Consider the following 13,875-nt stretch of genomic DNA (forward strand, 5'->3'; position numbering starts at 1 on the left):
CTGGGAGCGCTCGGGCGTCACGGGTTCGGATTCCGGCCACCGGTGTCGGGGGTACTGCCGGCCGTGGCCATGGACTTCTCGCGGGCCTCGTTGGCGAAGCGCGAGGCCTTCACGGCGAAGTCCACGCCGGCCTGGTAGTCGGAGTAGCCGACCTCCTCACGCGCCTTGGCGAGGTACAGGTTGGCGGCGGTCCACTCGTACGGGGCGAGCTTGTCGGCCCCGGCCGTGCGCGCGGCCTGGATCTGCACCTCGGCGTCGAGGATGTTCGCGGTGGACTTCACGGGGCCGCACGCGGCGAGCGCCCCCGCCACCGCCACCAGCACCATCAGCTTCTTCATAGGGTGGCGCCTCTAGAGAGGGGTAGGACCCGTCGGTCGTATCAATCACACCCTGGGGGGTCAAGAATCGGGCAGACCGCGCCGGCCGGGGGACCGGGCATGGAGGCGGGACTTTGACGGCCGGCGCCGTGCTTGCCATCGTTCCGCCCCCGTGCGCCCGCCCGCCCTCTCCGCCCTCCTGCTCGCGCTGCTGCTCCCGCTGCTCGCCCTGTCCGCCTCGCCGTCCTCCGCGAAGCGCGGCCAGCGACGCGCGGAGACGGAGCAGGTGATTCTGAGCGTCGTCGAGGGGGGCGCGGTGCCCCCGGCCATCTCCCGGCTGCGCTTCCTGCGCGAGGAGTCCTACGCGGCGGACGAAATCACGGAGGTGCTGCGCAAGGTGCTGGACGAGCGGCCCCGCCGCAACCTCGTCGCGGTGCTGGCCGGGCTGGAGACGCGCGCCGCCGAGCCCACCCTGGCGCGGCTCGCGGGCGACGACGACAGCGCGGTGCGCATGTACGCCGCGCAGGGCCTGGCCCGGCTGAACAGCCGGAATACCGGGGTGCTGCTGCCGCTGCTCCAGGACAAGAGCAGCGGGGTGCGCAAGGAGGCCGCCCGGGCCCTGGGCGCCTCGCGCAACGCGAAGATGGGCGCCCCGCTGTTGAAGGCGGCCAAGGCGGAGCCGGAGCTGGAGGTGCGCGCCGCCATGCTCGCCGCCGTGGGCGACACCGGGGACGCGAAGCAGGCGGCGGCCCTCAAGGCGTTCCTCACGAGCGACTCGGAGAGCACCCGCTTCGCGGCGGCGCGGGGGCTGTGCCGGCTGGGCTCGCAGGACGGCTTCGCCTTCGCGGGGAAGCTCCTCGGCTCGCAGGACCGCTTCGTGCGCCGCCAGGGGCTGGAGCTGTACGAGGGCGTCAGCGCCAGGAAGGCCACCCCCGCGCTCAAGCCGCTGCTGGAGGACAAGGACCGCGCGCTCGCCGCCGGTGCGGCGCGCATCCTCTACCAGGGCGGCGAGGCCCCCATGCTGGACTGGCTCGTGCTGGCCTCGTGGAACGCGAAGGGAGAAGAGAAGCTGGCGTACGAGAAGGAGCTGGAGACGCTCCAGCTCCAGGACGACCGGCGCAAGGCCATCCTCCGCAAGGCGGGTGTCGCGAAATGAAGGCCGTGACGTTGCTGTCCCTGGCGCTGCTGTCCGGTGCCTCCACCGCCGCGACGCCGCCTCCGGCCTCCACGCCCCCCGCCGCGGAGGCGGACACCCCCCCTGGCGCGGAGGCCATCCTCGAGTCACCCGCCGCATCCGCGCAGGCGGCGACGGCCACCCCGCACCGGCCCAACGGCTGGGAGGGGCTCACCGGGGCGCAGCGGGCCGCGCTCGTGGCCGAGGGCCCGGATGCGCCGCTGGCCGAGCGCCTGCTGCGGATGAGCGAGCGCTTCATCAACACGCCCTACGTGCTGTCGCCCCTGGGCGAGGGCCAGGGCGTGGACCCGGACCCCACCTTCCGGCTGGACGCGGTGGACTGCCTCACCTTCGTGGAGCAGTCCGTGGCGCTGGGGCTGGCGCGCAGCGAGGCGGAAGTCCCGCCGCTGCTGGAGCGCCTGCGCTACGCCAGCACGCCCTCCTACGAGGACCGCAACCACCTCATGGAGGCGCAGTGGCTGCCCAACAACATCCGCAAGGGCTTCCTCGTGGACGTGACGCGGCGCTACGCCGGTGAGGACGCGGTGGGCGTCACCAAGACGCTCACCCCGCTCACCTGGCAGTCGCGCTCGTCGGCGGCGCTGGCGCTGCCGAAGGAGCGGCGGCCGGTGGGCACGTACCCGCTCAACATGCTCCCGCTCGAGCGGGTGCTCACGCACGCGCGCTCCATCCCCTCGGGCACCATCCTCGTGGTGCTGCGCGAGGACCTGCCGCTGAAGGCCACCCGTGTGACGCACCTGGGCTTCGTGGTGCAGCGCAAGAAGCGCACGTACCTGCGCCATGCCTCGCGCGGCGGCTACAACCGCGTGGTGGACGAGGACCTGGAGACGTTCCTCGCCCGCAACGCGCGCTACGCGAAGTGGAAGGTGACGGGCGTCAGCCTGTTCGAGGTGCGCCGGCCGGACGCGCCGGCCAGCGCCATGCGCTCGCCCTGACGCCTGCTCAGGGAGCGGGCGGTGGAGCGGGAGGCGCAAGCTCGCCCTCGCGCTCCTCTTCCTCCGCCGCTTGGACGGCCTCATCGGTGGTGGCCAGCTCCTGCGCCCGCTCCTGCTCCAGCAGCGGAGTGGCGCGGGCCGCCGCGTCCTCGGGCACGAGGATTTCCCACCAGGGAAGGAGGTTGCCGGTGGTCAGCGTGTCCACCACGCCCGAGCGGCCGGCACGCACCAGCACGGGGATGTTGGCTTCCTGGAGCAGCTCCACGAAGGCCTCCGCCGTGAAGGGGTCCTCCGCGGTGGCCGCGCGCACGAAGACGCGCTTGTCCAATTCGTGAGGCAGCGGAAGCCCCCGCGCGTGCATCTCCGCCTCGCTCACGAGAAGCGGGTTGCCGGGGCAGTCCGCGCAGTCCTGCACGCTGTCCTCGTACTCCGAACCGCACCTGGCGCAGTATTTCATCGACGGTCCCTCCTGCCCGTATGGTGTCTGGAGGGTCATGGTAGGTCCGACCCTCGCGAGCCGCACCCCCGTCCAGACACTTCGTTCAGTGGCGGGCTTCCTCGGCGCCACCGCCCATCCACCGCCGGGCCTCCGCGCCCAGCCGGCCCACGGCGGCACAGAGCCGGTCCACGTCGATGGGCTTGCGCAGCACCACGTCGCAGAACTCCGCCCCCTGCACCTGCGTGTACCCGGAGACGAGGATGACGCGGGCGCGGGGCTCGCGCTCCTTCACCCGCTGTGCCAGCTCGGTGCCGAGCATCCCGGGCAGCGACTCGTCCGTCACCACCACGTCCGGGTGCTCGGCCTCGAAGGCCTTGAGCCCCGCGAGTCCATCCGGCGCGGTGCGCACGTCGAACTCGGCTTCCAGCAGCTCGGCCAGCAGCTCCCGGCTGTCCCCGTCGTCCTCTACCAGCAGGACCTTGATTCGCTCGTCACCCATGTGCCTGGGAAACCCACGTGTCGGAGTGAATCGTCCTCCGCCTCCTCGGCCGCCCCCGCTCCCTTCCGCCAGGAGGGCAGGGGAGCAGGGGAGCAGGGGAGCAGCGGGGCCCCCTCTCACCGGAAGGTGTCGGGCTGTCCATCTTTGACCCCGGAGGTGATGCCATGAAGGTGTTGCTGCGTGGAGTGCACCTGGACCTGACGGATGCCCTCAAGGCGTATGTGGATGAGCACCTGGTGAGCCGCATCGAGCGGTTCGCGGACGACGAGGCGGCGGAAATCGACATCTCGCTCGTGGATACCAATGGTCCCAAGGGCGGCGTGGACAAGGAGTGCCGCGTGACGGTGCGGCTGCCCGGGCTGTCCGCGGTGCACGTGACGGAGACGGCGGACTCGCTGTTCCCCGCTATCGACGCATCGCGTGATCGGCTGGAGAAGGCCCTCAAGCGCACGCTGGAGCGGCGGCGCGACGTGCAGACCCTCGGCCTGCCGCAGGACTCGACGGTCGACGTGCCCACCTACTAGGCGGATGGGAGGCGGTACGGGCCCGGTCTCCCAGGTCGCTGACCTGGCGACCGGGCCTGTCGTGTCCATTGCCCGAATCTTGCTGGTCCCGAATGGTGAACGCTATAAGCGGAACCCTTCACCCTCGGGCTAAAGGATGGCGATGGTCCGCCTCAAGTTCCTCGTCTTCGCATTCCTGGTCATCGGACTGGGCGTTGCTCACCTGCCGATGCTGTCGGGACCGCTGCGCGAGCGCGCCGTGGCGGGAGCCTCGTCTCAGGCCGCCAGTGGCGCCGCCGAGGTGGCGCGTCGCGTGGACGCCCGCCGCGCCGAAGTGCAGTCGCTGGCCCTGAAGCTGGCCGCCACGCCGGACGTGCTCTCCGCGGTGGCCGCGCTGCAGCCGGCTTCTCGCGCGCCCGCGCCGCGCACCCCCCGCGACCGCGGTGGCGATGACGACAGTCCGGCCGGTCCGCAGCCCCTGACGGCCGAGCGCTTCGCCGCGGTGCGCACCGCCGCCCAGGCCGTGCTGCCCAAGGAGCTGAAGAACGCGGTGGTGGCGGTGGTGGCGCAGGACGCGCAGTTCCACGCCGTCGCGGCCGGCGAGCCGTCCTCGGACACCGCGAAGCTGGACGTGGCGGCGGTGGCGAAGGCCGGCACGACGGTGCTGGAGGCCTTCGGCGCCCCGCACGTGTTCGCGTCCGTGCCGCTCATGTGGAATGGAGACTCGCGCACCGGGCCGCTGGCCACGCTGGTGGTGGGCGCGCCGCTGGTGGACGAGGGCACGCTGCAGGCCGCCGTGGACGCGTCCGGCGTCGCGGCGCTCGCGCTGGTGAAGGGTGACGCGGTGGTGGGCGCCGCTGGCGCGGAGAAGGCGCTGGCGGAGGGTTCGCTGGCGCAGGTCGCGGCCGGAGCGAGCGGTGTGGTGCTGCGCAGCGGTCAGCTCCAGGACTTCGGGCCGGTGAAGCTGCCCGCCTTCACGAATGGCGACTTCATGGGCGGCCAGGCGCCGCTGATGGTGGGCTCTCGCCGCGCGCTCGAGGGCACCCCGGTGGAGGTGCTCGCGGTGGCCGACACCCGCGCGGTGATGGGCGCGCTGGCGGGCTACCAGCAGAGCGCGCTGATGGGCCTGGCGGGGCTGCTGGTCCTCTCGCTGGTGTGGACGGTGCTGATGGGCTCGGGCCGCTCGGGTGACGACGTCCAGGGCAACTCCGACACGCTGAGCCTGTCGGCCGCCATGGCCGCCGCCGCGCCGCCGATGCAGGCCGCGCCGCAGCCGATGCAGGCCGCGCCGCAGCAGATGCAGGCCGCGGATGCGTTCGCCATGCCTCCTCCGGCGCCGACGCCGGCGCCCCTGGCGGACCCGTTCTCCATGCCCGCGCCCGCGCCGGCTCCCTCGGCGGACCCGTTCGCCATGGCGCCTCCGGTCCCCGCGCCCATGGGGGACCCGTTCTCCATGTCCCCTCCGCACCAGGCGCCCATGGGGGACCCGTTCTCGCTGCCGCCTCCGGCCGCCGCTCCGGTGTCCCCCGCGGCGGACCGGTTCTCCGCTGCGGACCCGTTCGGCGCGCCCGACGCATTCCCGTTCCCCGCGCCGCCTCCCGCTTCGGCGGCCACGCCGTTCGCCGCGGCGTCGTCCATGCCCTTCGAGCCGGACCCCGCGGCCTTCCCGCCCGTGGAGCCCCTGACCCCGGCGTCCCCGCGCCGTGGCGCGTTCGCCTTCGAGGACCAGCCCACGGCGGCGTACTCGCTGCAGCAGGCGGCGGACCCGTTCGCCCTGGCGTCCGCGCAGACGCCGGACAACCCGGAGACGACGCGCGTGGCGGCGATTCCGCGCGAGCTGCTCCAGGCCAGCGTCCGTCCGCCGACGTCGGAAGCCATCCCCATGCCCGCGCCGCGCTCGTCGGTGGCGCCGCCCCCGGCCGCGATTCCGCTGCCCGGCATGGGCAACTCCGCGGTGGCGCTCTCCGAGGAGCAGCACTTCCAGGAGGTCTTCCGCGAGTTCCTCACCACCCGCGAGCGGTGCGGTGAGCCGGCCGACGGACTGACCTACGACAAGTTCGTGCAGAAGCTCCGCAAGAACAAGGAGCAGCTCGTCCAGAAGTACGCATGCAAGACGGTGCGCTTCCAGGTCTACGTGAAGGAGGGCAAGGCCGCCCTCAAGGCCACGCCCGTCAAGGACTGACGCGCCGCCACGCTCGTGGCAGACGAAGGCCCGTGAGCTCTCTCGAGTTCACGGGCCTTTCTGTTCCTGGAGTGCCGCGCGGGGCGGTTCCCTACGTCATGCCAGGCCCCCGTCGGAACGCACCTGCTCCGCGCGGGCCTGGAGGATGGGGCGCACCACGCCGCGGAAGTGCTCCCAGGCGCTCGGGCTGGAGGGCGCTTCCACCATCGCGAGGATGCCCGAGAGGGGCACGTCCTGCGGGAGCCACGTCGCGCGCGACACGATGATGACGGGCACCTTCGGAAACGCCGGGTTGAGCAGCAGCTCGCCGTAGATGCCCCAGCCGCTGATGTCCGGCAGGTCCAGGTCCAGCATGAGCAGATGCGGTGGCGGGCCTGACTTCAGGGTTCCGAGCGCGTGCAGCGCGTGATTCACGATCTGCACGTCCCAGCCCTCGGCCTCGAGGAACGCGCCCAGGTTTCGGGCGAAGAAGACGTTGTCGTCCACGATGAGGGCGCGAGGGCGCGGCGACTGCATGGCGGGGCAGTGTAGCCAGATTGCGCCTGCCATCGGAATCACGATGGCAGCACCCCGTGCGCGCGTCGGTGTCGCCATCACCCCGAGTGCAGGCGGCGCGTCTGCGTCTGGGGTGGAACCTACCCGCCCCGGCTACTCGGCCCGCAGCCGCGCGGGGCCCAGTCCTTCCGCGCGGGGGAGCACGACGATGAAGCGCGCGCCCTGGCCGGGCTCGCCTGTCACGTCGAGCTTGCCGCCGTGCTCCTGGAGGATGCGAGCGGCGATGGCCAGCCCCAGGCCGGTGCCGCCCTCCTTGGTGGTGAAGTAGGGCTCGAAGATGCGGGCGCGGTGCTCGGGGGGAATGCCGGGGCCGCTGTCCTCCACCTCGACGATGGCGTCCGCCTCGGTGCCCTTCACGCGCACGCGCAGCGCGCCGCCCTTCTCCTTCATCGCCTCCTCGGCGTTCTTCACCAGGTTGACCAGCACCTGCGTGAGCTGGTCCCTGTCCACCTTCGCCACCACGCCCGTCTGGAGCGACGGGAGGATCTGGATGCCCTCGGGCGGAGCGGCGTACAGCGAGAGCACGCTCTGCACCAATTCGCCCAGGTCCACCGGCGCGAGCTGCGGCTTGGGCATGCGCGCGAAGCGGCTGAACTCGTCCACGATTCGCCGCAGCCGGTCCACCTCCTCCAGCACCACGCCCGCGCTCTCCTTGAACATGTCCGGGAAGCGCGGGTGCCGGGCCTCCTGCGCGGCGAGCAGCGTCTCCAGCGACATGCGGATGGGCGTCAGCGGGTTCTTGATTTCGTGAGCCAGCCGCCGAGCCACCTCCTGCCACGCGGCGACGCGCTCGCTGGCCACCAGTCGCTCGGTGGTGGCCTTCAGCTCGCCCGTCATCCGGTTGAACGTCCGCACCAGCTCACCCACCTCGCCGCTGGCCTCCACGGCCACCTGCGCGTCCAGGGCGCCTTCCGCCACGCGCCGCGCGCCCTCGGTGAGGGCCTCCACCGGCCGTGTCATCCACCGTGACACCAACAGGCCCAGCAGCACCGCGAAGGTGCCGCCCAGTCCCGCCAGCAGGAGGAAGGCGCGCATGACGCCCTGCTCGGCCTCGTTCGCGGCGGCACGGCTGAAGACGAAGCGCACCGTGGCCGTCTCTCCCAGGGGCAGCGTGCGCGCCATCGTGGGCGGCTCGGCGTCACCGGCGCGGGCCAGCTCGGTGTCACCGGACATCAGCGTCACCTGGGCCTGGGTGAGCCGCGCCAGGTGCTGCGCCAGGCCCTCGTCCAGCAGCACGCCGCCCACGGCCCACAGGCGCAAATCTCCATAGTCCACCGGGCGCGCGGTGACGAGCGCGGGAAGCTGGCGAAGGCCGGACGGCGTGCGCACCTCCACGCGGACCGGCACGGGCTTCGGTGACTTCTCCTGCGTGACGGCGAAGAGGGCGGGGTCCGGGTCTCCGCGTCGGGCGGGCAGGTGGCCGGAGGACAGCACCGTGCCGCCCCGGTCGAAGAGGGCGAGCACCGTCAGGCCGCGGCTGCGCATCAGCCCCTCGGCGGTGCCGGCCTGGATGGCGCGGGTGGGGCTCTCTCTCGCCTCGCGGGCCAGGTCCTCCATGGCGGGGCTGTCCACCAGCTCCTCCACCGCGCGGCGGGCGTTGGCGCCGGAGCGCTCCAGCGACTCCTGCGCGGAGGTGATGGCCGCCGCCATGCGCGCGTCCAGCTCGCGCGACAGCGTGTCGCGCAGCCGGGTGCGGGTGGGGGGCACCACCACCGCGAGCGGCACCACCGCGAGCAGGGTGAAGGCGAGCGCCAGTCGCGTCCTCAGGCGCATGGCGGTCTCCTCACGGACGGCCTCCGGTGGCCGTGCCCTCCTGGGGCGCCAGGTGCAGCCCGTCCACCCACGGCAGGCCCTGCGCGTCGAAGCGCAGCCCGCCCACTTCCGGCGCGAGGCGCACGCCCAGGCCCTGTGCGTACAGCGGCACCAGCGGCACGGATGGGGCCAGCGCCAGGGCCCGCTCGCGCACTCGGGTGTCCCGCGCGCCCGCGTCCGCCAGCGCGCCGATGGCCGGCAGCTCCACGCCGAGCAGGTCCCTGCGCCCGGCCGCGTCCAGCACCACCGCCAGCGCGGGGCCGGGCACGGGCGGCAGCAGCAGGGCGTGCAGCATCAGCTCGAAGTCGCCCTTCGCCCAGCGCGCGCGCAGCGCCGAGCGCGGCATCGGCTCCAGCGCCACGGTGTAGCCGCGCTCGTGCAGCTTCACCTGGATGCGCTCCGCCACCGCGCGTTGGTCGTCCAGCGAGGCGTCGTAGAGGAGCGTCACCGTGCGCGGCGTGCTCGGGGCGGGAGGCGCGGGGCGCGGCCGGGGGCCCTGCGGCATCAGCGCGGGCGGCAGCAGGTGCGGCATGGGCTGCGCCGGGGCATGGACGAAGAGGCGGGTGAGGTCCTCGCGGTCGATGGCGCTCTCCACCGCCTGCCGGAAGTCCGCGGGCAGCTTGCGGGGAGCGAAGGCCAGGAAGGTGGCGTAGTAGGGCGTGCCCGCCGTGGTGTCCGTCTCCGAGGAGACGCCCAGCTCCAACTGCACCTGCCGGGAGGACCACAGCCGCGCCAGGCCCCGCTCATCCGTGCCGGTGAGCAGCAGCCGGTCCAGGTACGGCCGGCCCTGGGGCCAGGCGAGCTGCGCCTCCAGCGTGCCCCGCCCCACGGCGCTGAAGGGGCCCTGGCCGGGGGACGACGCGGGCGCGGCGAGCGCCGGGTGGCACAGCGCGCGCTCCAGGTCCGGCCAGGGGAAGGACAGCGTCAGCTCCACCGTGGCGCCCTGGGTACTCACCTGCCGTGCCTCGCCGCGCACCGGGTAGAGCAGGGCGCGGTAGGGCGAGGCGTTTTCGGCGCTGGCCAGCCGCATCCACGCGCGGGCCAGTGCGCCGGCGGTGGCGGCGTTGGCCAGCGTGAGGCGCACGGACTGGGGCGTGGGGCGCGACAGCTCGCGGGCGAGCGCGGGGAGGATGGTGCCATCCGGCATGGCGCGACACACCGGGCGCGAGAGCAGCCCCAGCAGCGTGGCCTCCAGGGGCGTGTCGGCGAGCGCGGGCTCCCCCACCTCGGGAGGACCGTCGTGGGCGACGCGCAGCTCGCCGCCGTAGCGCGGACGTCCGGCCGCCAGCGCGGACGCGGAGGAGAGGAACAACACGCATGCGAGAGCGGAGCGGACCGTCATGGCGCACCGTGGCGCAGGAGGAAGAGCTCGCCGGTGCCGTCCGGCTTCGACAGGCCCACCACCACCTCGCGGCGCTTGTCGCCGTCCAGGTCGGCCGTCACCACGTACAGCGCGCGGCCCGGAGGCAGCGCGCCCTGCCACAGCGGTTCGTGCGCGGTGGGGTCGTCCCCATTGGAGGCGAACACGCGCAACACATCCGGCGACGGCTGGAGCTGCGGCGAGGTGGTGAGCAACTCCGGCGGCCCGTCACCGTCCACGTCGCCCAGCGCACTGCCCGCGCCCAGGCCCGTCAGCCGTGAGGGCGCCGCGCCTGCGCGCGCGTAGAGGGACGCGGAGCCGTCCGGGTGGACGAAGAGCAGCCGCGACGCGGAGAAGCTCGCGGTGGTGAAGGGCGCGGTCACCGTCAGGGTGCGCCCGTCCGCCAGCCGCACCTCCGGAGCGAAGGCCGTCTGTCCGGGGACGAAGCTCCCGCGCTCGCCCGGGCCCAGCGGCGCCGCGTCCTGCGTGCCCACGGGCTTCAGCATGCCGCGCGCCACGTCCAGTGTGAGCACCTCCCCGTGCGCGTGCCGGGTGCTCCACGCGGCCAGGCGCGGCGGACCCGTCAGCACGGCGAGCGCACCGAAGGGCTCGCGGGTGGTGGCATTGCCGGGAGGCAGCGCATCCAGCTCGCGCCGTGCCAGCAGCCGCCCGTCCGCGGCGAAGACGGACACGTCGGACTCGGTGAGGGCGGCGACCTCGTCCCTGCCGTCCCCATCCAGGTCTCCCGTGGCCAGCGCCGCGAGCGGATGCTCCAGCCGCGCCAGCACCGCGCCGAGCAGTCGCACGCCCCGGGGGGCGGTGCCATTCGTCGGAGGAACCGCCGGTCCCCCCACGGACGCCAGCGCCAGCACGGCCGCGTCCGCCTCCACCGCCTGCGCCAGCGCGCCCGCGGGCTTCGGCGGGCGGGTGGCCGCGCGGCCGGACCAGAAGTTCACCCACGTGCCCAGCGCGTCGCCGCGCGCGCGCAACTCACCGGCCTCCACGTCCAGCGTGAGGCGCACCAGCGTGCGCGCCCCCTGCGCACGGGCAGCGGCCTCCGCGGCCTCGGCCGAGGGCGCGTCCACCACCACCGGCGCCAGATTCAAGGCGGACAGTCGCGCGGCGAGCACGCTGCCCACGGCGCGCCGCAGCTCGGCGGTGCCTCCGGAGAGGTGCAGGGCCACGGGCGCCTCCGCGGGGAGCGCGCGCACCGCCTCCGCCAGCGACTTCGCGAGGCTGTCGACGGCGGAGGCGTCCTGCGGGGTGGAAGCGGCGGGAGCGGGCCGCGGGGCGGCGACGAGCGCGGCCAGCAGCGGGGCGAGGAGCAGGGCTCGGCTTCGGCTCACAATCCCTTCCTGTTGCCTTCCTCGAGGAAGAACTGGTCGGTGGACACCTGCCCCGGCGGTGGTGCCTCGGCGGTGGGCTGCGTGCCCTCCAGGAACGGCTCCAGCCGGCCCGGGACGGAGTTGCCGGCCAGCAGGCCGCTGACGGGGTCGATGCGCACCTGTACCACGCCCGGCGGCACTTCGAACTCGCGAGAGGGCAGACCCTCGTGGGCCACCCGCATGAACTTGAGCCAGATGGGCAGCGCCGCGCGGCCACCCGTCTCGCTGCCGCCCAGCGGGGAGTTGTCGTCGAAGCCCACCCACGCACTGGCCACCCAGTCCGCAGTGTAGCCGGAGAACCAGGTGTCCTTGGACTCCTGCGTGGTGCCCGTCTTGCCGGCGGCGGGGCGGTTCAGTTCCGTCACCGCCCGGGCCGTGCCCTCCTCCACCACGCTGCGCATCAGCGACGTGGCGAGGTACGCCACCGCGGGGGGCAGCGTCTCCTCGAAGGCGGGCTGGTGCTCCTCCAGCGTCTTGCCCTTCCCGTCGCGCACGCGCAGCAGGAGCAGCGGCTCCGCGTAGCGGCCGTTGGCCTGGAGCGTCGCGTACGCGTTGACGGCCTCCAGCATCGTGACTTCACCCGTGCCCAGCGCGAGCGTCAGGTTCTCCGGCAGCGTCGAGTGGATGCCCGCGCGGCGCGCGAAGTCGATGGCGGTGGCGGGCGTGAGCGCTTCGATGAGGCGCACCGACACCGTGTTCTTCGACTTGGTGAGCGCGGTGCGCAGCGTCATCGGCCCCTCGAACTGGCGGTCGTAGTTCTGCGGCTTCCACGTCTTGCCCGTGTACGGGTCGCGGATGGCCTCGGGCGCGTCGTTCACCTTGGACAGCGGCGTGTAGCGCCCGCTGCCCATGGCGGCCGCGTACAGGAAGGGCTTGAAGGACGAGCCCGGCTGCCGCTTCGCCTGCGTGGCGCGGTTGAAGGACGAGCGCTCCGCGTCATAGCCGCCCACCAGCGCCACCACGTTGCGGTTCGCCGGGTTGATGACCACGAGGCCGCCCTGCACGACGGGCACCTGGTCCAGCGCGGCCTCGACGAAGGCCGGGGCGGGCGGCGCCTTCAGCACGCGCACGTAGACGAGCTGTCCCTTGGTGAACACGTCGGCGATGCCCTTGGGCGCGCCCTTGCCCTTCTGGCGCGCCCACGTCGCGGTGGAGAAGGCCACCTCGGCGGTGCGGCCCACCAGGTCCACCTTCGCCACGTTGCGCTTCTCGTCCAGCTCGGTGACGTAGCCGGTGAGGCGCAGTCCCTCCTCCAGCGGCTTGAGGCGCACGGTGCGCGCCAGCAGTTCCTCCTCGGTGCGCGCGGCCTCCTCCTCGGGCGTCAGGTCCGGGAGCTGCTCCTCGGCGCCGTCCTCCTCCAACTCCGCCGTGCTGCCGACGGCCGCCTGTGGCGCCTTCGGCTCCTCCTTCTCCGCCTTGGCCAGCGGCGACAGGTCCGCCACGTAGCCCTGGTCCTTCTGCCGGCGCCCGGCCTCTTCGATGCGCGTGGCGACGAGCGCCCGGTAGCGCTCCCACTGCGCGTCCGTCAGCGTGCCTCGGGGACCCCGGTAGCCCTGGCGCCGGTCCACCGCCTCCAGGCCCTCGCGCACCGCCTGCTCGGCGGCGGTCTGCAGCTTCGGCACCATGGCGATGTCCACGCGCAGGCCGCCCTCCATGACGGCCTTGTCGCCATATCGCTCGACGAGGGTGCGGCGAATCTCCTCCGAGTAGTACAGGCCCACCGGCTTCTGCTGCCGCGGCGCCAGGACGATGGGCTTCGCGATTTCCGCCTGCGCCACTTCCTTCGACGCCCAGCCGTTCTTCTCCATCTGCTGGAGCACGTACGTCTGGCGGCTCTTCGCCCGCGTCATGTTCGTCACCGGGTTGATGCGGTGGGGAATCTGCACGGTGCCCGCGAGCACGGCCGCCTCTCCGACGGCCAGGTCCTTCGCGTGCTTGCCGAAGTAGAAGAGCGCGGCCTCCTCCACGCCGTAGCGGCGCTGCCCGTAGTACGACTGGTTGATGTAGAGCCCGAGAATCTGGTCCTTGGTGAGTGCCTCCTCCACGCGCGGGGTGAGAATCCACTCGCGGGCCTTGCGCGTGAAGCTGCGCTCGGGCGTGAGCAGCAGGTTCTTCACCACCTGCTGCGTAATCGTGGACGCGCCGGACTTGCGGCTGCCGGGGATGAGGTTCTTGATGGCGGCGCGGGCGATGCCGAACGGGTCCAGGCCCTGGTGCTTGTAGAAGTCCGCGTCCTCGGCGGCGAGGAAGGCGTAGCGCACGTGCGGCGGCAGGTCCTCCACGCGTACCAGCGTGCGGCGCTCGTGGGCGAACTCCGCGCAGAGGCTTCCATCACCGCACGTCACCTTGGTCACCTGCGGCGGCTGGTAGTTGCGCAGCGCATCCACCGAGGGCAGGTCCTGGCTGTAATAGAAATAGCCGCCCACGCCCGCGAGCAGACCGAGCAGCAGCCCCACCACGCCAAGGACGAGCAACCGCTTCGTCCACCGCCAGAGCCGGGCCCCGAACCCGGGACGCGCGGGAGTCGGAGGCGGCACGGCAGGGGGCGTGGAGGATTCGGACGAAGTGGGCATCTCGGGAGCCGGAGTCATGGCGCTTTCAGAAGGGGCCTGCACGTTAGACCGGGGGGAGAGGAACGGGAACCGGCCCGGAAGGTCGCCTGGAGACCGCCCCGGTAGCGGCCTCCAGGCGGG

General features: G+C 73.2%; 12 protein-coding genes. 4 read left to right on the plus strand and 8 right to left on the minus strand.

Features of this window, described 5'->3' with window-relative positions:
- Nucleotides 1-17: 17 nt before the first annotated feature.
- Nucleotides 18-338 (minus strand): DUF4398 domain-containing protein, encoded by a 321-nt coding sequence (locus OV427_RS36225; protein ID WP_267860790.1) that lies wholly within the window; start codon nt 336-338, stop codon nt 18-20.
- A gap of 151 nt (nt 339-489) precedes the next feature.
- On the opposite strand from OV427_RS36225, the gene OV427_RS36230 reads away from it, so the two are divergent.
- Both OV427_RS36230 and OV427_RS36235 read left to right on the plus strand, forming a co-directional pair.
- Nucleotides 490-1,473 carry a HEAT repeat domain-containing protein gene (locus OV427_RS36230; protein WP_267860791.1) on the plus strand — a complete coding sequence of 328 codons (984 nt, stop codon included), beginning with the start codon at nt 490-492 and terminating at the stop codon, nt 1,471-1,473.
- Nucleotides 1,470-2,447: an N-acetylmuramoyl-L-alanine amidase-like domain-containing protein gene (locus tag OV427_RS36235; protein ID WP_267860792.1), complete on the plus strand. Its 978-nt coding sequence runs from the start codon at nt 1,470-1,472 to the stop codon at nt 2,445-2,447. Before OV427_RS36230 ends, OV427_RS36235 begins: the two co-directional genes overlap by 4 nt.
- A 7-nt stretch (nt 2,448-2,454) precedes the next feature.
- Here the strand turns inward: OV427_RS36235 and OV427_RS36240 are convergent, their stop codons facing one another.
- Together OV427_RS36240 and OV427_RS36245 are read right to left on the minus strand one after the other, a co-directional pair.
- A complete protein-coding gene (locus tag OV427_RS36240; protein WP_267860793.1) occupies nt 2,455-2,904 on the minus strand; it encodes a putative signal transducing protein in 450 nt (149 codons plus the stop codon).
- Nucleotides 2,905-2,989: 85 nt separating this feature from the next.
- A complete protein-coding gene (locus OV427_RS36245) occupies nt 2,990-3,385 on the minus strand; it encodes a response regulator (protein ID WP_267860794.1) in 396 nt (131 codons plus the stop codon).
- Between the two features lie 164 nt (nt 3,386-3,549).
- Here OV427_RS36245 and hpf point away from each other — a divergent pair, with 164 nt between their 5' ends.
- Together hpf and OV427_RS36255 are read left to right on the plus strand one after the other, a co-directional pair.
- The gene (hpf, locus tag OV427_RS36250; RefSeq protein WP_267860795.1) at nt 3,550-3,909 is read left to right on the plus strand and encodes a ribosome hibernation-promoting factor, HPF/YfiA family; all 360 of its coding nucleotides are present in this window, start codon (nt 3,550-3,552) and stop codon (nt 3,907-3,909) included.
- A 142-nt stretch (nt 3,910-4,051) separates the two neighbouring features.
- Nucleotides 4,052-6,070, plus strand: a complete 2,019-nt coding sequence (locus OV427_RS36255) for an MXAN_5187 family protein (RefSeq protein ID WP_267860796.1) — start codon at nt 4,052-4,054, stop codon at nt 6,068-6,070.
- Nucleotides 6,071-6,166: 96 nt separating this feature from the next.
- Here the strand turns inward: OV427_RS36255 and OV427_RS36260 are convergent, their stop codons facing one another.
- The 5 genes from OV427_RS36260 to OV427_RS36280 form a co-directional block, all read right to left on the minus strand.
- Entirely contained in the window at nt 6,167-6,586 is a 420-nt protein-coding gene (locus tag OV427_RS36260) for a response regulator (RefSeq protein WP_267860797.1), read from the minus strand.
- A gap of 132 nt (nt 6,587-6,718) precedes the next feature.
- A complete protein-coding gene (locus tag OV427_RS36265) occupies nt 6,719-8,398 on the minus strand; it encodes an ATP-binding protein (protein ID WP_267860798.1) in 1,680 nt (559 codons plus the stop codon).
- Between the two features lie 10 nt (nt 8,399-8,408).
- Nucleotides 8,409-9,779 (minus strand): peptide ABC transporter substrate-binding protein, encoded by a 1,371-nt coding sequence (locus OV427_RS36270; RefSeq protein WP_267860799.1) that lies wholly within the window; start codon nt 9,777-9,779, stop codon nt 8,409-8,411.
- Nucleotides 9,776-11,143, minus strand: coding sequence for an FG-GAP repeat domain-containing protein (locus OV427_RS36275; protein ID WP_267860800.1), 1,368 nt, complete (start codon nt 11,141-11,143; stop codon nt 9,776-9,778). Before OV427_RS36275 ends, OV427_RS36270 begins: the two co-directional genes overlap by 4 nt.
- Entirely contained in the window at nt 11,140-13,773 is a 2,634-nt protein-coding gene (locus OV427_RS36280) for a penicillin-binding protein 1A (RefSeq protein ID WP_267860801.1), read from the minus strand. Before OV427_RS36280 ends, OV427_RS36275 begins: the two co-directional genes overlap by 4 nt.
- Nucleotides 13,774-13,875: the final 102 nt, after the last annotated feature.

The organism is Pyxidicoccus sp. MSG2, assembly GCF_026626705.1.
GTDB lineage: Bacteria > Myxococcota > Myxococcia > Myxococcales > Myxococcaceae > Myxococcus.

Excerpts from the sequence above, each read along its gene's own strand:
- OV427_RS36225 (WP_267860790.1), bottom strand. The coding sequence starts at position 338 with ATGAAGAAGCTGATGGTGCTGGTGGCGGTGGCGGGGGCGCTCGCCGCG.
- OV427_RS36235 (WP_267860792.1), top strand. The coding sequence starts at position 1,470 with ATGAAGGCCGTGACGTTGCTGTCCCTGGCGCTGCTGTCCGGTGCCTCC.
- OV427_RS36240 (WP_267860793.1), bottom strand. The coding sequence starts at position 2,904 with ATGAAATACTGCGCCAGGTGCGGTTCGGAGTACGAGGACAGCGTGCAG.
- OV427_RS36245 (WP_267860794.1), bottom strand. The coding sequence starts at position 3,385 with ATGGGTGACGAGCGAATCAAGGTCCTGCTGGTAGAGGACGACGGGGAC.
- hpf (WP_267860795.1), top strand. The coding sequence starts at position 3,550 with ATGAAGGTGTTGCTGCGTGGAGTGCACCTGGACCTGACGGATGCCCTC.
- OV427_RS36255 (WP_267860796.1), top strand. The coding sequence starts at position 4,052 with ATGGTCCGCCTCAAGTTCCTCGTCTTCGCATTCCTGGTCATCGGACTG.
- OV427_RS36260 (WP_267860797.1), bottom strand. The coding sequence starts at position 6,586 with ATGCAGTCGCCGCGCCCTCGCGCCCTCATCGTGGACGACAACGTCTTC.
- OV427_RS36265 (WP_267860798.1), bottom strand. The coding sequence starts at position 8,398 with ATGCGCCTGAGGACGCGACTGGCGCTCGCCTTCACCCTGCTCGCGGTG.
- OV427_RS36270 (WP_267860799.1), bottom strand. The coding sequence starts at position 9,779 with ATGACGGTCCGCTCCGCTCTCGCATGCGTGTTGTTCCTCTCCTCCGCG.
- OV427_RS36280 (WP_267860801.1), bottom strand. The coding sequence starts at position 13,773 with ATGACTCCGGCTCCCGAGATGCCCACTTCGTCCGAATCCTCCACGCCC.